We start from the raw sequence: 20,536 nt of genomic DNA, 5'->3' as shown, positions 1-20,536 counted from the left end.
CGGTGAAAGGGTGGGCGCCGTCTCTGGCGCCCGAACTCAGAGCTGGGGCCAGCGCGGGCGCACGCTGGCGATGAAGGCGCGCTCGCCCTCCAGCTGGCCGACCAGCAGCTGGCCATCGGCGCTGATGCCGGTGGCCTGCACCACCGGCATCGCGGCGGCGGCCAGGGAATTCTCGTAGAGCCAGGCCTCGACCGTGCGCATGCCGCCGCTGGCGGTCCAGACGAAGCCGCGCTCGCCGTCGTCGGCGCTGCCGTCACTGGCCACGCCGACGACCACCGCGCCGTCGGCACTGACCGCATTGGCGCGCGAGACCAGGCCGCCGTTCAGCCCACCGAGGCTGCGCATGCCGGTCTCCTCACGCCAGACGAAGGCACGCAAAGCCTCGCCGGCATGGCCGTCGGCGGCCACCCCGACTATGGTGCTGCCGTCGGCGCTGATCGCCGTGGCCATGGAGTAGTGACCGCCGTTCAGCGTGCCCAGGCTGCGCAGGCCATCCTGCTCGGTCCAGCGCACGGCGCGACGCGCGTTGTCGCGGGCGCCATCGTCGGCGTAGCCGGCGATCACTCGGCCGTTGGCGCTCACCGCACAGGCGTGACTGCTCAGGCCACCACTCAGGGTGCCCAGGCTGCGCATGCCCGTGGCGAAGGTCCAGTAGAAACCGCGGCAGGCATGGCCGATGGCGCCGTCGGCAGCATCGCCGACCACCACCAGACCGTCGGCGCTGCAGGCGTAAGCCTGGGAGTAGCGTCCGTAGTTGAGCGCGCCGAGGTTGTGCATGCCGCCCTGACGAGTCCAGCGGAAGGCACGATCGGCGCCCTCGGCATCGCCATCTTCGGCGGTGCCCACCACCACCCGCCCGTAGGCGCTGATGGCCTCGGCCGCACAGTAGCGGCCACTGTTGAGGCCATTGAGCTTGTGCAGGCCGCCAGCGCGAGTCCAGACGAACGCGCGCAGGCTCAGCGCATCCGCCGGATCGGCCAGCATGCCGACCACGTGTAGGCCGTCGGCGCTCACCGCGGTCACCCGCAGGTAGCCATCGCCGGCCGGCCCGGCAATACGTTCCAGACCTATGAACTCGGGCTCCGTCGCGAGCAGCCGAGCGGTCAGCGCGGAGCTGACGGGCCAGGCCTGATACTGCAAGTCTTTCATCCTTGTCACCGTTTCACTTACCGAAAGAGCAGGCGGCGCTCCCCTGATTCCAGCTTCCCGACACGGAAGCACCGCCTGCCATGCCCATTTTCCAGCGCACCGTTCGCACAGCGTTCGCTAGCGGGCCGAAGGCTCGATTTCCCGCAGCAGGGCCTTCCAGTCGGTGAGAAACAGCACGCCGATCATGCGACCGATGGTGCCGGCCGGGTCCATCTGCTTCTGCGGCACGCCGCGCCACTGGCTGGACACCCGTGCAGTGAGGAACTGGATCTCCCCCGCCGGCCGACTGGGGTCGAGCAGCCGCGGGTTGACCTTGTAGCCATACGGCGGATTGGCCAGGAACAGCGGCCGGCCGCTGTTGTTCAGCACCAGCATGTAGCCGTCGCCACGATTGACCAGGGCGATGTCGTTCCAGCGTCCCACCGGCTGGCGGCCGTCCAGGTCGTCCAGCTCGTTGGCCCGCACTTCGAGGAACGACGCCTCGCCGGGCGTGTGGTAACGGCCATCGGCACCGCGGCGGGTGGCCGGGTCATCGAGGTTCAGCGGATAGGCACCGACACCCACGCCGCCGGTGGCCGGCACCGGCATCGGCCCGCCGCGCACCGGCCCCATGGAGCCACTGACGGTCATGCTGAAACCCCGTGGATCGCGCAGCAGCGGGTGGCGCAGCAGTTCGCCCTGCAAGCGTGCCAGCTTGGCGCGCAGCTCCACCACCCCGGGCCCCTGGGTCGGGCCGCCACCGGTGTGGGTCTTTTGCACTGTCCGGCCCGGCGCCTGGCGCGAAGGATTGGCAGAGACGGCCAGCGCCGGCTGGCGCCAGTAATCGACGATGTACTGGGCATAGAAGGGCGCGCCTTCGAACATCCTTGCGCCATCACCGGCCTGGGCCAGCGAGGCCCAGGCCAGCAGCGGCAGTGCACACAGCAGTACGGACAATCTGCTCGACATGAGGCCTCCTAGGGCTGCCGCGGCGCGTTGATCGAGGTCGGCTGGTGCGGCTTGCCCGCAGCCCGCTCCCCCGCGGTCGAACGCTCCGCATCGGTGTTGGCGTGGCTGGCGCCGGCGGCCAGCAAAGTGATGGAGCAGAGCAGCCACAGCACGGTGGCGAGCGATATCTGGTGCATGGTGTGTTCCTCGTTCCTGAAGGATTGCGCCACCGACTTCCGCGCTGGTGGCCAGCCGTGCCCCCTCGGCAAGGCGGCGCCTCGGGGACACGCCGGCACTTTGCGCAGCCAGCGTTCGCCGTTCGTTCACCTGGGCGAACCGGCGTGCACGGGCCGACGGGCGGTAGCGTTGGCCACCACCACAGGAGAGAGGGAAGGTTGATGCGCCGGCGTGTGCCGACGCCGCGGGGTCAGCCGAAGATCGAGCCCTTGCCGGCCGGAACGCCGGACCAGATTTCCTCGATGTTCTTGAAGCCCCAGTCCTCGGCGGACTCGCGCGCGACTATCTTGTCGCGCCCGGCCAGCTTGGCCAGGTCGAGCACTTCCTGGGGAATCGGCAGCCTGGAGCGAGCGGAGAAAAACACCTTGACCCGCGGCGTGAGCAGTGACTTCTCGTGCTGCTCCAGCACCACGCCGAGGCGGCCGCTCTCCAGGCGGACAAGGGAGCCGACCGGATAGATACCCACCGACTTGACGAAGATCTGGAACACCTGCGGATCGAAGTGGCCCTTCCACTCGGCCATCTTGCGGATCGCCTCGGCCGGGTCCCAGCCCTTCTTGTACGGGCGGTCGGACGTGATCGCATCGTACACGTCGCACACCGCGCCCATCCGCGCGAACAGGCTGATCTGCTCGCCGGCCAGGCGATGTGGATAGCCCGTACCATCGAACTTCTCGTGATGGTGCAGACACACGTCGAGCACCAGGGCGCTGACCTGCCGGCAGTCCAGCAGCATCCGCGTGCCCTGCTCTGGGTGGCCGCGCATGGTGCCGAATTCGGCATCGGTGAGCTTGTCCGGCTTGTTGAGGATGGCGTCAGGTACTGCCATCTTGCCGATGTCGTGCAGCAGGCCCGCCTCGCCAGCCTCGCGCACCTGCTCTTCGGACAGCCCCAGCTGACGGGCCAGGGCGATCATCAGCGCACACACCGCCACCGAGTGCATATAGGTGTATTCATTGGAGGTCTTCAGCCGAGCCAGGCTGATCAGGGCGTTGGGATGACGCAGCACCGAATCGGAGATTTCCTGCACCAGTTCGCCAACATGCTCTAGGGCGATGGCCTGGCCCATGCGCGCGTCGTTGAACATCTGCACGACCGCCGCCTTGGCCTGTGAGCACAGCTTGATCGCGCGCTGCACTTCGTCTTCGAGGCTGGCGCGGGCCGGCGGGGTACGGCTGTCAGCGGCGAGCAGCTGCGCCTCGGTCTCCGCCTCGACCTCGGCGACGCTCTGGCTGGCCTGCCCCGGGGCCACGTCGCGCCCCTTACTGACGTCGATCCATACCTCGTGCACGTCGCTGTCGCGCACGCGCTGCAGGTCACGCTCGTTGTCGAGCAGGAAGCGACCTTTCCAGAACGGATGGTCCATCCATGAACCGCAGAACTCGTGGATATACATACCGAGAACCAGCTCGGAAACGGCAATACGCTTGAGCACGATGGATGGGCCGCTGCTTTGTTTGATTTCTGCCATGCAGGATACGCCAGGACCAGATAAGGCACATTGCCACTAGCGATTTTATTTTTTCGTCTACAGCTATCATGGCGGCCTTCGCGACAAGGAGTCCTCATGCGTCGACTGCTCACCGCCTTTAGCGTAGTCCTGCTACTGCTGCTCAACACCTTGATCCTGATCGGCCCGCTGCTGCTGATCGCCCTGCTCAAGCTGGTGCTGCCGGGCAGGCGCCTGCGCAACGTCTGTTCGCGCGGGGTGATGTGGGTGGCGGAAACCTGGGCCGAGATCGACAAGCTGATCTTCGCCCTGCTCACCCCGACCGTCTGGGACATCCGCGGCGGCGAGGGCCTGCGCCGCGACCGCTCCTACCTGGTGGTCAGCAACCACCAGTCCTGGGTCGACATCCCGGCGCTGGTCCAGGCCTTCAACCGCAAGACGCCCTACTTCAAGTTCTTCCTCAAGCAGGAGCTGATCTGGGTGCCGTTCCTCGGCCTGGCCTTCTGGGCGCTCGACTACCCCTTTATGAAGCGCTACTCAAAGGCATTCCTGGCCAAGCACCCGGAAATGGCCGGCAAGGACCTGGAGATCACCAGGCGCGCTTGCGAGCGCTTCAAGGACCTGCCGGTGACGGTGGTCAACTACCTGGAAGGCACCCGCTGCACCCCAGCCAAGCAGGCCCAGCAGGGCTCGCCTTACCAGCACCTGCTCAAGCCCAAGGCCGGCGGCGTGGCGTTCACCCTGGCGGCCTTGGGCCCGCAGCTGGATGCATTACTCGACGTCACCCTGGTCTACCCGGGCCAGCGCCCACCGGGCTTCTGGAAGCTGATCAGCGGCCAGGTGCCGCGGGTGATCATGGATATCCGCACCCGCGAGCTGGACCCGACACTGTGGGCCGGCGACTACGAGGGCGACCCGGAATTCCGCCAATACGTGCAGGCCTGGGTCAGCCAGCTGTGGCAGGACAAGGACGCCCGCATCGCCGAGCTGAAGCGCAGCGTCTGATCGGCGCGGCGGGAGCGGGACGGCGCGGCCTGTTACACTTCGCGCCCGCCCTCCCCGCCAGGTTCGTCCCGTGACCACCGCCTTCGCCTCCCTGTCGCTGTCCGCCGCCATGCGCGACAACCTCGCCGCCCTCGGCTATGCCGAGATGACGCCGATCCAGGCCGCCAGCCTGCCGCTGATCCTCAAGGGCCGCGACCTGATCGCCCAGGCCAAGACCGGCAGCGGCAAGACTGCGGCCTTCGGCATCGGCCTGCTGCACCCGCTCAATCCACGCTTCTTCGGCTGCCAGGCGCTGGTGCTGTGCCCGACCCGCGAGCTGGCCGACCAGGTAGCCAAGGAACTGCGGCGCCTGGCCCGCGCATCGGACAACATCAAGATCCTGACCCTCTGCGGCGGCGTGCCCTTCGGCCCTCAGATCGGCTCGCTGGAGCATGGCGCCCACGTAGTCGTCGGCACCCCGGGACGCATCCAGGAACACTTGCGCAAGGGCACCCTGAAGCTCGACGGCCTCAACACCCTGGTGCTGGACGAAGCCGACCGCATGCTCGACATGGGCTTCTTCGACAGCATCGCCGAAGTCATCGAGCAGACCCCGGCGCGCCGCCAGACCCTGCTGTTCTCCGCCACCTACCCGGCCGGTATCGAGCAGCTGGCCGCGCGCTTCCTGCGTGATCCCGAGCGGGTGCAGGTGGAGGCTCTGCACGACGACGGTCAGATCGAGCAGCGCTTCTACGAGATCGACGGCAAGCAGCGCATGGAGGCGGTGATCCGCCTGCTGCGCCACTTCCGCAAGCAGCCGGCGGTAGCCTTCTGTGCCACCCGCCAGCAGTGCGACGAGCTGGCGGCGATTCTCGAGGCGGAGAAGATTTCCGCCGCCGCCCTGCACGGCGACCTGGAGCAGCGCGACCGCGATCAGGTGCTGACCCTGTTCGCCAACCGCAGCCTGAGCGTGCTGGTGGCCACCGACGTGGCCGCCCGCGGCCTGGACATCGCCGGTCTGGAGCTGGTGATCAACGTCGAGCTGGCGCGTGACGCCCAGGTGCATATCCACCGCATCGGCCGCAGCGGCCGCGCCGGCGAGAAGGGCCTGGCCGTGAGCCTGGTAGCCCCCAGCGAGGCCAGTCGCGCCCAGGCCATCGAGGACCTGCAGGGCAGCCCGCTGACCTGGCAGCTGCTCGGCGAACTGAAGGACAAGGGCGAGCCGCTGCTGCCGCCGATGCACAGCCTGTGTCTGGCCGCCGGGCGCAAGGACAAGCTGCGCCCCGGCGACATCCTCGGTGCGCTGACCGGCGATGCCGGCATCCCCGGCGACAAGGTCGGCAAGATCGCCATCTTCGATTACCAGGCCTACGTTGCGGTGGATCGCGACCTCGCCAAGCAGGCCATGCAGCGCCTGCAGAGCGGCAAGATCAAGGGCCGCGCGGTGCGCGTGCGGATGCTCTGAGGTCCTGCCCCTCTCCCTCAGGGAAAGGGTTGGGATGAGGAAGCTAGACCGCCGCAGGATGCCAAAGCCGAAGGCCGGGGTGATCTATCAACACGCCACTCCCTCACCGTCCTTCGGGCGCCCTCTCCGAAGGGAGAGGGAATCGCTCGCTAATCGCCGCTGGCCAGACCATGGCGCTGGAAGATACGCCGGTAGCCTCCGTCCGCACGCATCGCCGCGATATTGGCGTTGAACTCGCGGACGATCTGCTGGTGCATCGGGTGGCTACGGCGCACCAGAATGTGCAGGCCGTTCTCGCTCAGCGGCACCTCGACGAACTCTATTGCATCGCGCACCTCGCGCAGGTCGCGATTGAGGTGGTACTGCGCCACCAGCTCGTCTTCCAGGGTCAGCTGCACCCGCCCGGCGGCCAGCATGCGCGCGCCCATGGCGAACTCCAGCACCGGCACCTTGCTCAACCCCTGGGCGGCATCGAAGGCCGCGTCGTAGCTGTAGCCACGCACCACGGCAATGCTGTGCGGCTTCAGGCTATCCAGCCCGTCGTACTCGATGGGCATGCCGGCGCGGCGCAGGAAGCGGATGCGGTTGACCAGATAGGGATCGGAGAACAGCCCGAACTGGGTGCGCTCGGCGCTGTACCAGGCGGCCACGATCACGTCGTAGTCGCCCTGCTGCAGACCACGCAGCACCCGCGCCCAGGGCACCTCGACGTATTCGGTGGTATGCCCGGCACGCTGCAGCGCCGTGCTCACCAGGTCGGCAGCCAGGCCGTTGTTGGGCAGACGCTGATCGGTGAAGGGAGGCCAGGAGTCACCAGTAAGCCGCAGGTGCTCGGCCACCGCCGGCTCTCCCAGGAGCAGGGCGACCAGCAGCGCGATACCAGGGAACCGATTCATGCCCGACTTCCGACTACGAGGGACCTCCTAAGACTAGCCATCTCCCGGCTCACTCGCGCGACTGTCCGGCGGCGGGCGTGCAAGCGCTCACAACCCGCTCCCTGCATGCCCCTCCGCTGTGCGCCGCTCACCAATTCCGGGCGTTGCTGAAGACGCTGGCAGCAGGAAACCAGCCAAATGCGCTCCGTAATAAAACTGGCACACCTCATGCTTAGTATCAGGTAACTCCAGTTTTGGGGACCTTGGTACAGGCAGGCCGGGGAATCCCCTCTTTTACACCCCAGGCAAAAAGGCCGCCCCAGAGGCGGCCTTTTTGCTTTCCGAGACCCTGTTTCCGGACCTGGAGCCATTCAGGAGGCGGCAGCGCAGCACTTCGGCCGGGGATTTACTGCCGAATCGCTTCCTGACGGCACGTTCAGTTCTGGTGCAGGCCGCACCGATGCTGGTCAGCGATACAGCTCGCGGCGGAAGATCAGCGGGGTCGCACCCTTGTACGTACCGAAGCTGGCAAGACCACGCGCCTCGGTGCGACTCACGCCGTCCCAGGGATAGCGCAACCACGCCGCAGCGGTGTCGAAACGGGCCTGCACGCTACCGTCATTGCCGGCTCCGGGGGCACTGAGCGATATGTTCCAGCGGCCCGCCGCAATTTGCCCTGTCGTTGGCGTCGTCTCGCCCGCCGCCAGGTTGCCGTTGTAGCCGTCCAACGCCGCAGTGCCCAGCACGGTACAGGTATCCCCGGTTTCAGGCTGGAAGCTGCCGCCGGCGACGTTCTGCCAAGTCTCCAGCGTCACCGGCAGGCTCAAGCTCTGCAACTCCGAGCCGCTGGCATTGCCGATGCGCAGACGTCCCAGACGTATTTCGCTGCCGCCGAAATCGAAGCTGTAGGCATTGCAGACCGAGCCGCCGGCCATATAGCAGGCGCCATCGGCATCGGTCAGCGCTGCGATTGAGAACCCCTGCCTGATAGCGGCAGCCACGGGATAATCGTTGCCTTCTGGAAGAGTGACTGGATTGGTCAAGCCATATACCAGCTGCTCGCCTGCCCAGGAGAAGGTCTTAAGACCGTCCCCACCGGGGACGGTATCGATGACTGAAGTAGTCAATGTTCCTTGACTGGTCAGCCGCGCATTCAACCCGCTGCGCCCACTGATCACCGAAACATAGGCGTCACGCGCTGGGGTTGGCAGACGCCAGAAGCCGCCTCGGTCATAGTTCTGCGTAACCTGGCCCTGTCGGTTGTAGCCCGTTACCGTAAGCCTCGGCTCCTGACTGGTCGCGAAGCTGATCGACTGCCCCTGGTAACTGAATCCTCCGCAACTTGGCGTCAGCGCGGCCCCGCCGGACAATCCCAGGTATGCAGGGATGAAGCGTCCGACCCGGCCGCTTTGGCTTGACGCATGCGCCATCGAGGCTCCCAGGTATGTCGGGGGCGTTGCCGTCAGCCGGAACACACCCACCTCGGCTATGGAGCGGGAAATCGTTGTCGGTGCGTTGGGCGCACCGCTGGCGGCAAGCGGATGGTTGTACCTGTAGGGATCGGGGGTGGCGATATCGGCCCCGAGGATGCTGGCGACCCTGCCACCGACTGGCTCCAGAATCGCCAATCCCAAGGGCACGGAGGTCTGCTGATAGTTGGGCGTTCCCTCTATGGGGTTTGGCGGAACACTCTTGTCCCAGCAGATATTGTCCGCCAGCAAGGGTGGCGCCGCGTCGGTCTGGCTGGTCCAGATCACCGGCCGGATCTGCACGCCGAACAGGTCTCCCGCCCTGACATTGGCGAAGACTGGAGAGCTCGCCGAATAATCAGTCCCGGCCTGAGATCCCGTCATGATGCATAAGCCGTAGGGTCTACTGACGAACTGGTCGGTGCCGGTTATCAGCGGGTTCGCCGGGATATCGACGAGAGAAGCATTCAGCGTCATCAGCCCGGCATCGTTGTAGCGCACTTTCGGCTTCGGAGAGACCGTACTAGTTGCATCGAAATACAGACTGAACGTGGTCGGCGTGGCCGATGCGGCAGTGGCTACGGTCGTAGTGGTAATGGCGGTTCCGTTGATCACTACCGACTTGGTGCCTGTGGTCGGATCGCTGTAGGTCGCATTGAGGCGCACATCGCGAGTCACCCTATCGAAACTCGGCACACAGACCGCCGCGTTATCCGACTTGCGCACGGCCTGGATGGTAGCCTCTGCCTCCTTGCCGGCAATCAGGTCAGGCACAGTGATCAGGAAACCTGTGTCGGCGAACGTGATCTTGCAGCCACTGGTTGAACAGACCCTCTGACTCAGGGGGCGGACAGCCGGGATAGAACTCGACTCGCCGACCGTGACTTCCCCAGCCGCGCTGCGTAACTGTGCAGTCGCAGTGCCTCCGGAGAAGGTCAGAACGTTCCCACTCGAGATGGAGGCAGGAGCAGTTGCCGTCCAGGCAGCCGTCGGACTCAAAGTCACGATCACTGGATCGGTGTAGAGACTTGAGCAACTCGCGTTCTGACAGGCTTTGATAGTCACCGACTGCGGATTGCAAGTAAGCGCACTACCGGAATAGATGTACTCGAAGTGGTCTACCTGCTGCCCCACCGGATTCATCCGGTTAGCACATATCTGGAAGTCATCCAACTCGTGGATGTTGTTGGAGCCCCCGGTAGAGCCGGTCACCGACATGAAAAAGTCACTCGGCAAGTCTGCTTGTCCTGCCTGCGCCTGCGCATCAAAGGTCGGAATCAGTGTCACGAAACCAGATCCCGTATTGCGCTCGACCGTCACCATGGTCTTGCCAGTGGTCCGACTGTCGAGGGTGATGCGATAGGTATGCCCTGGACCTACGGCGGTGCTGGTGGAGTCGACCCCGGGGCTGAGATTGGCAGCAGTTCCCGACAGGTAGCGATAACCCGTCGTGCCTGCCCCGGAGCCACGAATCGATACCGAGTCCTGCCGCGCACCCGGGCCGCCGTTGCGAGTTTCCGTAGGGTTGGAGAAATTGCCGAATTCGTCCAGCGCGATTCCCAGCCAGCCGCCGGCAAACCCGCTGGTACCGTTCAGTTGCGCATAGCCCAGGGAGCCGCCATAGCCTCCGGGCTGCGGCGTCACCCCCGCGTCGGAGAACGTCACAGCGATACCATCGGCGCCGCTGCCGTTGTAGGCGTAGTACTTGAATTGCACCTGGACGAAGTTGTCGACTGCCGGAAGCAGACGCTGGAAGGTCGCGCCAGTGGCAACGTTCCCCGAGTTGTCGGTCAGGCGCAGGCGGTTGCTGATGATTCGTGGCACACCGAATGAGCCATTGCGGCTGGTCACGGCCCAGTCGTCGCTCCCCAGAGCACTACGGTTGTAGTTGTCCGTGAAACAGGTTGGTGTGGGTACCGCCTTGCACGCATTGGCAGGAGTCGAGTTGGGCAGGCAGGTACCGGTAACCGTGCTCGGGCTGTTGACGTAAATGGTCGAGTAATTAGGCGCTGTGAAGTCGCCGTAGGCCGTGGTGTTATTGAGGTTGACTGCTCCGCTTTGCGTGGTCACCGTCACCAAGGTGCCAGAGCTGCCCAACGTACTATTGGTAAAGGTTGCCGTACTGGCACCCGTTAGGGTGCCGCTGGTCATGGTCACTCCATTGAAGTTGGCGGCATTGTTGGCAGCATAGAAATCGCCCTGAATGGTGCCGCCGGTAATGCTCAATCCTGCAGAGTCCGAGCGTGCACCCGCCTGAAGGTTGGTGCCGCTGGTCGTAACCTGGCAGCAGCCGCTGCGAACCAACCCTGTGACACTGCCGCCGCCAAGGCTAACTGAGCCGTTAGTGCTGGTCAGCGTTCCGCCGAACGTGGTGCCGTTGATCGATGTAAGGTTACTGGAAGACTGCAGGTTGCCCGCCACGCTGCCAGCGTTGAAGTCCGCCGTTCCAGTAGTCGTCACGCTACTGCCGAAACTGGTTCCGGTGGCACTTAACGAGCTGCTGATATTCGCCGCGCCAGTGATGCTGCTGTTGGTCAGGTTATTCTGACCGCTGCTGGTCAGGGTGCCGCTGACCGACGTGCCATTGAGGGTGATGGAGCCGCTGTTGGACTGCAACGAGCCGTTAAGCGTTGTGCCCGCCAACGAGATGGCTCCGCTGCCGGACGTCACTGAACCATTGATGGTATTTGTCCCCGTTGCAGTGACGGTGCTGTAGTCCGTGCGCAGTGAGATGTTCTTGGCTGCAGTACCGATGGTATTGCCCACCAGGGTGAACCCACCAGTTGCCACAATGGTTATGCTGTCGAGCGGCTCGAGAAAGGCCGTCGACACTATCACCACATCTCCGGCGCCCAGCACTACCCTCCCACTACAGGCGTAGGTGCTGCCGCTGTTGCTCCAACTGCCGCTCTGGCAGGGCGGCGGATTGTGAGTGGAGAACCAGCCCTGGCCGAATGTATAGGTGGCAGCCTGCACCAGCCCCGGTAGCAGCAGACAGAAGAACATAAGCATCAGGCGCGAAAAGCGGAATCGCTGCGTGACCATCGCTATCTCTCGACTACTGCAGTCAATTGTCGGAAGGCATAGTCAGGGCGCCCTCCGGGCGCACCATTCTGTGCCGTGGCGGTAAAACGAAAAATGGTGATGGCCGTACCCTGCTCGTTGGTATAGCCGGAACTGGTGCAGGCGACCACCACGGCGAAGTCGCTCAGGTTGCCACCCGCCAGACTGGGATTGCCTGCAGCACAATTACCAGCATTTATAGCCTGAGTGATGCCCCAGTCCAGGCCTGACCTCGCGGCCTGATAGGCTCGCGCCTGCTGGATGGCCAGGCTGTTGGTGCCATGCTGAGCAGACGACAAGCGAGACATAGCGGCGATCACCAGCGCCACCACGATGATCAGGAACATGGCGGCCACCAGACCGAAGCCGGCCTGTCGACGGATCATGGATTCAGGGCGCATTGTCGACGTGGACCTGTTGCATCAGTTGCACGCTCTCGCCGGCCTGGCTGAGCTGCAGATTGAGGGCGAGCAACCCGGAGCGCTGGGTGCTGCCGGACTGGTAAACGAAACCGCAGCTAGCGACGTTGGCCGCAACCGGCTGCGGGTTGGAGCCCGCAGGCGGCGTATTCGGAATCGCCCCCAGCAGTTGGTTGTAGCTGTAGCGCAGCAACTGGCCGCCGCTGCAGCGATAGCCCACAACCGTCTGTGCCAGATAGAGACGCCGCTGCGGCGAAGCGAAAGTGAACTGGAAACCGCTGGCCGGGAGGTTGCCCAGAATGATCTGGCTCTCTCCCGCCGGAGCGGCATTGACCACGTTGAAGGTAGTGCCAGTAGGGGTGATCACCCCTGGATTACCCCCACCCCAGACGTTACTGCCCGGCTCAGGGACCCCACCCGACACGGCGCCAACGTTGTACAGCACCATCCAGTTGGCGCCGGCCGGATTGATGCCGGCATCCAACACCTGCACGCTGTCGCAGCGCCCACCAACAGTCGAGCTGCCACAGCTACCGGCGGCAGCGGTGGAGAAGCTCAGCCCCTCGCCGCCGGCTCGGTTGGGCCGATAACGCGCCGCGCTATGAATCAGCAACAGCTCCACCGCTTGTCCATTGGCCGAGACACGCAGTGAATTCGGAATGGCAAGACGCACATCGCGGCTCATGCGATTCAGCGCACCGGCGGCCTGATCCACCAGGATCGCCCGCCGGCTTTGGCCGGCAAAGCCCTCAAGCGGCCGCGACAGGACGGTGCTGATCATCAGCGCCACCAGCCCGGACAAGGCAATGACCATCACCAGTTCGACCAGTGTGAATCCACGGAGGCGCGACATCAGTATCGCGTCCTGTAGCTGCCAAGCTGCAGCGTCTGGCCGGCTGGATCGGTCACGGTTACCTGCACGTAGAGCGCATTGGCCGCAGCCAAGCCGGCCCAGGCCTGGGGCGCGACCGACACCTGTACGCGATAGCCCGCTAGCGCGGCGATGGACTGGCCACGAGCATCGCGAGCACCATTGTCATTGACGCCGTTATAGTCGCAGACGTTGTCGTAAGTGGCCCGACTGGCCGGGGGTGCCGGACATACCGCATTGCTCGGGTCGAGAAACGGCTGCAGCAGGACTTCTTCCAGATAAGCTTCGGCAATCGCCAGACTTTGCTGCCGCAACAGCGGGTCGGCAGAGCGCCCTGTAATGGCCGCCATGGCACTGAAAAGCGCGGCAGCGGCGATGCCGACAATCACGATTGTGATCACCAGCTCGATGAGGGTCATACCTGCCTGGCGCCTCATTGCACCATGCCTGTAGCTGCCGTCACATTGACGGAGAAACTGCCGATCGTGGCAGAGGCGGCCGCCGATGGTCGACCCTGCGAATCAAAAACCACTGGAAAACTGCTACCCGTGACAGCAATACCACTGGGTAACGCCTTGGCATAAGGAGCCTGACCATCAGGCGACTGCACTGCAGAGGTATATGCGCCGCTGGTACACGACGCTGCTTGTTGCACACTGTAACCCGCTGCCCCCAGATTCACTTGGATCAGACAGCCGCTGGCCACTGCCAGCTTCTGTCCGTAGCGCACGGCGGCCAATGCCTCTTCGTAATACAAGCGCTCGTCGAACACCTGCCTATTGAAGAAACGCGGCCCCACCACAACAGCGAGGATGCCGATGATGACGATCACCATCACCAACTCGACCAAGGTGAAGCCGCGCATGGGCTTAGTTGCAGTTAGCTGCGGTCAGCGCGCTCTCGGTTATGGTCGGAGCAGTGTCGGCCGCGGCCATCTTGTAGCTGAACGAGCACGCAGTCTTGTTCTTGGCCTGAACCTCGAAAGTATCGGCAGTGGTGGTGACGAAGGTGAAGTCGGTAGCACTCAGCTGTGCTGCTGCACCAATGCCGGCCGTTGTCGGCGCCGGATACTTGTTCACCATGGTGATGTTCGTACCCTCCAAGTTCACCGCGGCGTTAGCTGCGAGATTCTGAGCGAGAGAAGCGGAATGAGCGATGGCCGACGCCGACTTGACCGATCCCAGAGCGCCTTGCATGGCCGCAAGACGCGCGTTGCCTGACAGGTCTGCAAATCGCGGCAAAGCAAATGCCGCCAGAATGCCCAGAATCACGATGACCATGATCAGCTCGATCAGGGTGAAACCACTTTGTTGTTTTTTCATTTCTTCATATCCCCGGTTTGGATTATTCGGTGAAGACCGTGTTCACGGTGCCGTTGGTGGATTCGTAAGTGATGGTGTCGTTGCCGCCGTCCGCCTGATAGGTGTAGACGCAGTCATTACCACTACTGGTGGCGACATAGTCGATGCCGGTGCCGGCGGCAGCAGCGACGGTCGGAGCCGAACCCTGCAACAGGGCCGACCACAGCTGGACGCAGTTGAGCGCCCCTCCGGTCCCCAGAGGCCAGCCAGACGCGTTCACGTCGACCGTGCCGTCACCGAAACCTGCGACATTCGTGTTCGGATTAGCCACGCCCTTGCTGCGATTCACTTCCCACTGCGAACGTACCAGCACCACCGCCGAGGCCAGCGCTCCACCGGCGCCTTCCACCGCAGAGCGATGGGCATCCTTGGTGGCGTTCATGAAGCGTGGCAACGCCACCGCGGCAAGGATGCCGAGAATGACGATCACCACCACCAGTTCGATCAGGGTAAAGCCTTTGCTGTTCTTCATCTTTCTTCCTCTGTGACTCAAAACCCTTGCGCGGCCAATTCCACGGCAGGGACCGCTTCAAGCTCCAGGGCAAAGGCGCCTCGACCGGATTGTGACGCAGTCGGCATTCCTTCGGGAACTGCCAACAACCTCCAGGCGCGCACCTCACTCCCCTCCCTTGTCCATCCGTCGGCGAACCTGGGTCGATACAGCACCCAGGCCTGGTTCTGCAGCCAGTACCAGCAGCCATTCTGCGGCTCGCCGTCTGCGGCCAGCTCGCCGCAGTAGTTGTCCTGCTGCCAACGCAGCAGCACGAACGGATTCCTCTTTCTCCAGGCCTCGTCCAGCACCCGGTCCTTCGCCATCTGTTCCGCCGCCAGGCTGCTCAGGCTGGCGGCCAAATGTTCGCGGGTGGCCTGCATGGCCCGCTCCTCGCTGACCTCGGCGATCTTCCAGCCAAGCGCCAGCACCACGCCCACCAGCATGACCAGCGCCAGCCCCCAACCGAACAGCCGCGAGCGCCGCACCCAATAGTCGGCCTCGTAGTCCGGGCTCATCCGCCGCCCTTGGCCGCCGATGCCAGCTCCCACATGGGCAGGAACACGCCCAGGGCCAGGATCAGCACCATCACGCCCATGGCCACGATCAGGATCGGCTCGATGGCAGAAGCTAATTGTTTGAGGTCGTAATCGACCTCCTGTTCATAGAAGTCGGCGACCTCGATGAACAGGTCGTCCAGCGCGCCGGTCTCCTCGCCCACCGCCATCATCTGCAGCACCAGCGGGGTGAACAGGCCGCTGGCCGACGCCGTGCGGGTCAGCGCCTCGCCACGTTCCACGCCCTCGCGCATGCCGAGGATGGCTTGGCCGATATGCCGATTGCCGACGCTTGCGCTGTTGATCGACAGGGTCTGCAGCAGCGGCACGCCGGCCTTGTACATCATGGCGAAGGTGCGAGTGAAACGAGCCAGGGCGATGCGCTCGAAGATGCCACCCACTATCGGCAGGCGCAGCTTGATGCGATCCCAGCGCAGCGCGCCGTCATCGGTCTCGATCCACTTAAAGAAGGCGTAGAGCGCGCCGCCGAACAGGATCGCCAGCAACCACCAGAAGTCCTGGAAGAACTGCGAAGTGCCGATCAGCACCCGGGTCGGCCAGGGCAGGTCGGCCTTGAACTGTTCGAATACCTTGGCGAAGGCCGGGATGACGAACAGGTTGATCACCACCAGGGCCACGCCCATGGCGGCGAGCACGAACAGCGGATAACGGGTGGCCTGCTTGATGCGCTTGCGCGTCTCGCGCTCCAGCTCCAGATAGCTGGACAGCTGGCGGAAGGCCTGGTCGAGCTGGCCGGTGTTCTCGCCGACGCTGATCATGCTGATGAACAGGGTGTTGAACACCTTCGGGTGGGTATGCAGGGCCATGGCCATGCTCATGCCACCCTCGAGATCGGAGCGCACCGCCTGTAGCACTTCGCGGAAGTACTGATTGCGATGCGATTCGGCCAGACCGCCGATGGCGCGGATGATCGGCACACCGGCCTTGCTCAGGCTGTACATCTGCCGGCAGAAGATGATCAATTCTTCGAGATCGACGCTCTTGCGCCGCAGCTTTTCGCGCAGGCTGGCGAACACATCCTCGCCGGTCTGTTCGGCCTGTTCCTCGATGGTTAGCGGCGTGATCTTCTGCGCCAGCAGATCGCTGGCCACACTGTCGCTGCTGGCGCCCTGCAGGGTGCCAACGACCTTGCCACCCTGGGCATCGCGCCCGGTGTAGCGGAACTGGCTCACGCCTCAACCCTCATCACACCAGCACCTCGTCGGTGAGGGTGGCGCAGACCTTGAGCACCTCCTCCACACTGGTGACGCCGGCCAGCGCATAGTCCAGCGCACAGGCGGCCAGCGGACGATAGTTCGCACTGGCCTTGGCCGCCTCGGCGAAGCCCTGGGGATCGTTGCGCCGTAGCGCGGCGATCATGCCCTCGTCCATCTCCAGCAGTTCATAGACACCCAGGCGCCCGGAGTAGCCGGTGTTGTGGCACTGGTGGCAACCAGCACCGTGCTTGAAGGTACGGCCGGCCAGGGAAGTGCCGTTCAGGGCCTCCAGCCACGCCAGCTGTTGCGGCTGCGGCTGGTGGTCTTCCATGCAGTTCTCGCACACCCGACGCACCAGGCGCTGGGCCAGCACGGCGTTTAGCGAGGTGGCGACGAGGAATGGCTCGGCGCCCATGTCGATCAGGCGCATGGCTGAGGTCAGGGCGTCGTTGGTGTGCAGGGTCGACAGCACCAGGTGACCGGTGAGTGCGGCGCGCAAACCGATCTCGGCGGTTTCCTGATCGCGCATCTCGCCAATCAGCACGATGTCCGGGTCCTGGCGCAGGGCGGCGCGCAGTACGCGGGCGAAGGTCAGTTCGATCTTGGTGTTGACCTGCACCTGATTGATCCGCGGCAGGCGGTATTCCACCGGGTCTTCCACGGTGATGATCTTCTTCTCCGGGCTGTTCAGCTCGGCGAGGCCAGCGTACAGAGTGGTGGTCTTGCCCGAACCGGTGGGGCCGGTGACCAGCACCAGGCCGAACGGCCGCTGCAGCAGGCGACGGAAGCGCGCCAGCATGTCCGGCGGCATGCCGCCAGCGTCCAGGTTGGAGATGCCGGCGCTCTGGTCGAGCAGACGCATCACCACCGACTCGCCGAACTGCACGGGCATGGTCGACACCCGCACATCGATGTTGCGGTTCTTCACCCGGATATTGAAGCGGCCGTCCTGCGGTAGGCGCTTCTCGGAAATATCCAGGCCGGACATGATCTTCAGACGCATGACTAGTGCCGAGGCGATGCGCTGCTCCTTCATCACCTGCTCGTTGAGCACGCCGTCGATACGCTGGCGGATACGCACCACGCCCTCGTCCGGCTCGATGTGGATGTCCGACGCCTTCATCTGCACGGCGTCTTCGAACAGGGTCTGCAGCAGGCGCACCACCGGTGCGTCGCTGACGTTGTCGGCACCGAGCTTGGAGAGGTCGAAATCGCTGTCCTGCAGCTCGCCCTCCAGCTCGCCGGCGATCGAGGCGATCTCGCTGGTACGCCGATAGACCAGGTCGAGGGTGGCCAGCAGCTCCGCCTCGCGCACCACGGCCGGGTGCACGCGGGTCTTGAGGATGCGCTCCATCTCGTCGAGGGCGAACAGGTCGAGCGCGTCGGACATGCCGACCAGCACGCCGCCACCCTCGCGGGATAGGACGATGGCGCGGAAACGCCGGGCCATGGCCTCCGGCAGGGTCTGCACCAGTTGCTGGTCGAATTTGAAGTGCTTGAGTTCGATGAAGGGAATCTTCAGCTGCTCGGACAGCGCGGTGAGCAGCTTGACCTCGGCGACGAAGCCCATGTCGACCACGGTGCGGCCGAGCTTGGAGCCGGTACGCTTCTGCTCCTGCAGCGCCAGCTGCAGCTGGGTGTCGCTGATCAGGCCGGCCTGCACCAGCAGGTCGCCCAGGCGCACCTTGCGCTGACGTACGTCTTCAGTCATCCCCGACCTCCCAGCGCCGCGGCGCGTTCGCTGGCGAAGCGTCGGGCGCTCTCGTCCAGCCCCAGCCCCTGCAGGGCCAGGCGATAGTGACGGGCAGCCTCGGCCGACTGGTCGAGCTGCTCCAGAGCGATGGCCAGGCCCAGCTGCCAGGTGGACTGGCTGGGGCGCAGGGCAACCATCTGCCGGTAAAGCGCGGCGCTCTCCTGCCATTGCCCGGTCTGCTGGTAACTGGCGGCCAGCAGCGCGTGATAGGTCGGTTCCTGAGCCAGGGCCGGGGCGTTCTGTTCCAAGGTCGCCACGGCGCCCTTGGTGTCGCCGCCCTGCAACTGGGCGCGGGCCAGCAACAGGCGCAACTCGCTGTCGTAGGGCATTTGCGCCAGCTGCGCCGGCAGCCAGCCGAGCAGGCGCTGCTGCTGACCGTCGGCGAGGTAGGCGCGGGCCAGCCAGCGCAGCACTTCCGGGTCGCGCCCGCGGCTCTTCTGCAATTCCTCTAGCTCGGCGATGGCCTTGGCGTAGTCGCCGGCCTGGATCGCCTGACGCGCCTTGGCCAGGCCGTCCGGCCGATAGGGCTGGATCTTCACTTCAGGCGGACCGCTGGGCAGCTCGGCCGGCGGAGGCGCGGCGATCTGCTCGGGAGCATTGGCGGCCGGTACCGGCGCGGTGGCCCAGGCTGGGAGTGCCGGCTCACCCGGTTCCTCGCTGGCCGGAGCCGCGGCGGGCAGCTGATCCAGCGCCACTTCGTTTTCCGCCGGCACGGCGGGTTCGCTCAGCGGCACCTCGACCCACAGCAGCCAGCGATCACCGGCCGGCTCCATGCGATCGCTCACCTGCAGCCCCTCACCGAGGCCGACCAACAGTACCTGGACATCCGGCCCCTGTGCCTCGACCCGCCAGGACAGGCTGCGCCCATCGCGCTGCACGCGGCCGGACTGAGCCGCGCCGGCCAGCTGCACACCGGGCAGGCGCAGGCTGACCGCGCCACTCTCCTCGGTGCGCTGGTAGGGCACCGAGCGCTCCAGCAGCAGTTGCAGGGTCAGGCTGCGGCCGTTGTTCTGCGGCAGCACTTCGAGCAGGCGCGGTGCGGCGACCGCTGGCACGGCAGGCGCCTCCTCGCGCTTGGGCATCACGCCGCCCCAGGGAATCTGGCCATTGACCACCCGGCCGATCATCACGCCGATCAGCACGGCAATCAGCATTACCGCCAGGAACCAGATGGAGCCGCGGCGCAGGCGTTCGCTACGCTCGCGACGCGCGGCACCGGCTTCATCCACCGCCTGCAAGCCTTCCAGGGCCAGGCGTTCGGTGGGCGCGGCGCGGCGCTCTTCGAGATCACGCAGCATGTCGTTGACCAGGCTCATGGCAGCAACTCCCGCCACTGGCTGAGCCAGGGCCAGGCACCCACCGCCGCCAGCAGCGACAGGCTCACCGCGGCCAGGCCCCAACCCAGCCAGGCCGGGCGCCGCCGCAGGAATGGTTGCGCGCCTTCGGTATCCAGCTGTGCCCGGCGCACGTGCTCGGCACCGACCTGGCGACGGCCCTCGCCGAAGGCCACCATCAGCGCCTTGTGCGCGAGGATGTTGATCAGCCGCGGGATGCCGCCGCTACCACGCACCAGATGGCGGATGGCACGCGGGCCGAACAGCGGCTCGCCGCGATAACCGGCCACGGCCAGGCGTTCGTTGAGGTAGCGGGTACAGTCCTTCACATCCAGCGGGCGCAGCTGGTAGGAAAAAGTGATGCGCTGGCGTAGTTGGCGGAACTCGTCACGGGCCAGGGTGGCGTCCAGTTCCGGCTGGCCGAATAGCACCACCTGCAGCAGCTTGGCCTGCTCGGTCTCCAGGTTGGTCAGCAGACGCAGGGCCTCCAGGGTAGCGGTCGGCAGCGCCTGGGCCTCATCGATCAGCACCACGGTGCTGCGCCCCTCCGCGGCCAGCTGGATCAGCCGGCAGTGCAGGGCATCCAGCACGGCCTGGGCATCCAGCTCCTCGATATTCTCGATCAGCAGCTCGCGGGCCAGGGCCTGGCGCAGCCCGACCGGGCTCATGCCCGGGTTGGGCAGGTAGGCCAGCTGGTAACGCTCGCCATCCAGCTCATTGAGCAGGGCGCGGCACAGCAGCGTCTTGCCGGTGCCGACTTCGCCGGTCACCTTGATAAAGCCCTCACCCTCGCCCAGGGCCACGCGCAGCAGGTTGAGGCACGCCTGATAGGGCGCCAGCTGCACCAGGAAGCCGGTGTTGGGCGTCAGCGCGAAGGGTTTCTCGCGCAGACCGAAGAAGGCCTCATACATCGCC

19 protein-coding genes are annotated in these 20,536 nt (G+C 65.1%); 2 read left to right on the top strand and 17 right to left on the bottom strand.

What is annotated here, in order from left to right; translation table 11 throughout:
- Positions 1 to 36: 36 nt before the first annotated feature.
- The 4 genes from IB232_RS18240 to IB232_RS18225 all read right to left on the bottom strand — a co-directional run bounded on the left by IB232_RS18240 (position 37) and on the right by IB232_RS18225 (position 3,748).
- Positions 37 to 1,149, bottom strand: a complete 1,113-nt coding sequence (locus IB232_RS18240; RefSeq protein ID WP_192400000.1) for a PEP-CTERM sorting domain-containing protein — start codon at positions 1,147 to 1,149, stop codon at positions 37 to 39.
- Between the two features lie 117 nt (positions 1,150 to 1,266).
- Positions 1,267 to 2,097, bottom strand: a complete 831-nt coding sequence (locus IB232_RS18235) for a hypothetical protein (RefSeq protein ID WP_192399999.1) — start codon at positions 2,095 to 2,097, stop codon at positions 1,267 to 1,269.
- A gap of 8 nt (positions 2,098 to 2,105) precedes the next feature.
- Entirely contained in the window at positions 2,106 to 2,273 is a 168-nt protein-coding gene (locus IB232_RS18230; RefSeq protein WP_192399998.1) for a hypothetical protein, read from the bottom strand.
- Positions 2,274 to 2,503: 230 nt separating this feature from the next.
- Entirely contained in the window at positions 2,504 to 3,748 is a 1,245-nt protein-coding gene (locus IB232_RS18225) for an HD-GYP domain-containing protein (protein ID WP_192400078.1), read from the bottom strand.
- 132 nt (positions 3,749 to 3,880) lie between these two features.
- Here IB232_RS18225 and IB232_RS18220 point away from each other — a divergent pair, with 132 nt between their 5' ends.
- Both IB232_RS18220 and dbpA read left to right on the top strand, forming a co-directional pair.
- The gene (locus IB232_RS18220; protein ID WP_192399997.1) at positions 3,881 to 4,768 is read left to right on the top strand and encodes an acyltransferase; all 888 of its coding nucleotides are present in this window, start codon (positions 3,881 to 3,883) and stop codon (positions 4,766 to 4,768) included.
- Between the two features lie 109 nt (positions 4,769 to 4,877).
- Complete coding sequence (dbpA, locus tag IB232_RS18215; protein ID WP_192400077.1) at positions 4,878 to 6,212, top strand: ATP-dependent RNA helicase DbpA; 1,335 nt, start codon at positions 4,878 to 4,880, stop codon at positions 6,210 to 6,212.
- A 149-nt stretch (positions 6,213 to 6,361) separates the two neighbouring features.
- On the opposite strand, the gene IB232_RS18210 is transcribed toward dbpA, so the two are convergent.
- The 13 genes from IB232_RS18210 to IB232_RS18150 all read right to left on the bottom strand — a co-directional run bounded on the left by IB232_RS18210 (position 6,362) and on the right by IB232_RS18150 (position 20,532).
- Positions 6,362 to 7,108, bottom strand: a complete 747-nt coding sequence (locus tag IB232_RS18210) for a substrate-binding periplasmic protein (RefSeq protein WP_192399996.1) — start codon at positions 7,106 to 7,108, stop codon at positions 6,362 to 6,364.
- Between the two features lie 446 nt (positions 7,109 to 7,554).
- A complete protein-coding gene (locus tag IB232_RS18205) occupies positions 7,555 to 11,601 on the bottom strand; it encodes a DUF6701 domain-containing protein (protein WP_192399995.1) in 4,047 nt (1,348 codons plus the stop codon).
- A gap of 2 nt (positions 11,602 to 11,603) precedes the next feature.
- Complete coding sequence (locus IB232_RS18200) at positions 11,604 to 11,966, bottom strand: hypothetical protein (RefSeq protein WP_225592385.1); 363 nt, start codon at positions 11,964 to 11,966, stop codon at positions 11,604 to 11,606.
- A 43-nt stretch (positions 11,967 to 12,009) separates the two neighbouring features.
- A complete protein-coding gene (locus IB232_RS18195; protein ID WP_192399994.1) occupies positions 12,010 to 12,891 on the bottom strand; it encodes a type II secretion system protein J in 882 nt (293 codons plus the stop codon).
- Entirely contained in the window at positions 12,891 to 13,346 is a 456-nt protein-coding gene (locus IB232_RS18190; protein ID WP_192399993.1) for a prepilin-type N-terminal cleavage/methylation domain-containing protein, read from the bottom strand. Before IB232_RS18190 ends, IB232_RS18195 begins: the two co-directional genes overlap by 1 nt.
- A complete protein-coding gene (locus IB232_RS23695) occupies positions 13,343 to 13,774 on the bottom strand; it encodes a prepilin-type N-terminal cleavage/methylation domain-containing protein (protein WP_192399992.1) in 432 nt (143 codons plus the stop codon). Before IB232_RS23695 ends, IB232_RS18190 begins: the two co-directional genes overlap by 4 nt.
- 4 nt (positions 13,775 to 13,778) lie before the next feature.
- The gene (locus tag IB232_RS23770; protein WP_192399991.1) at positions 13,779 to 14,231 is read right to left on the bottom strand and encodes a pilin; all 453 of its coding nucleotides are present in this window, start codon (positions 14,229 to 14,231) and stop codon (positions 13,779 to 13,781) included.
- 22 nt (positions 14,232 to 14,253) lie between these two features.
- Positions 14,254 to 14,742: a type II secretion system protein gene (locus IB232_RS23690; RefSeq protein ID WP_192399990.1), complete on the bottom strand. Its 489-nt coding sequence runs from the start codon at positions 14,740 to 14,742 to the stop codon at positions 14,254 to 14,256.
- Between the two features lie 17 nt (positions 14,743 to 14,759).
- Positions 14,760 to 15,278 carry a hypothetical protein gene (locus tag IB232_RS18170; RefSeq protein WP_192399989.1) on the bottom strand — a complete coding sequence of 173 codons (519 nt, stop codon included), beginning with the start codon at positions 15,276 to 15,278 and terminating at the stop codon, positions 14,760 to 14,762.
- Complete coding sequence (locus IB232_RS18165) at positions 15,275 to 16,510, bottom strand: type II secretion system F family protein (RefSeq protein ID WP_192399988.1); 1,236 nt, start codon at positions 16,508 to 16,510, stop codon at positions 15,275 to 15,277. Before IB232_RS18165 ends, IB232_RS18170 begins: the two co-directional genes overlap by 4 nt.
- A 13-nt stretch (positions 16,511 to 16,523) precedes the next feature.
- On the bottom strand, positions 16,524 to 18,245 hold the full coding sequence (locus IB232_RS18160; protein WP_192399987.1) for a GspE/PulE family protein: 1,722 nt from the start codon (positions 18,243 to 18,245) through the stop codon (positions 16,524 to 16,526).
- Positions 18,242 to 19,603 (bottom strand): tetratricopeptide repeat protein, encoded by a 1,362-nt coding sequence (locus tag IB232_RS18155; protein ID WP_192399986.1) that lies wholly within the window; start codon positions 19,601 to 19,603, stop codon positions 18,242 to 18,244. Before IB232_RS18155 ends, IB232_RS18160 begins: the two co-directional genes overlap by 4 nt.
- On the bottom strand, positions 19,600 to 20,532 hold the full coding sequence (locus tag IB232_RS18150) for an ExeA family protein (protein ID WP_192399985.1): 933 nt from the start codon (positions 20,530 to 20,532) through the stop codon (positions 19,600 to 19,602). The genes IB232_RS18155 and IB232_RS18150 overlap by 4 nt, the downstream gene beginning before the upstream one ends.
- Between the last annotated feature and the right edge of the window lie 4 nt (positions 20,533 to 20,536).

It is taken from the genome of Pseudomonas sp. PDM15, from assembly GCF_014851565.1.
Classification (GTDB): Bacteria; Pseudomonadota; Gammaproteobacteria; order Pseudomonadales; family Pseudomonadaceae; genus Aquipseudomonas.
The sequence above is the reverse complement of the archived record's forward strand: the minus strand, read 5'-3'. Positions and strand labels throughout refer to the sequence as shown.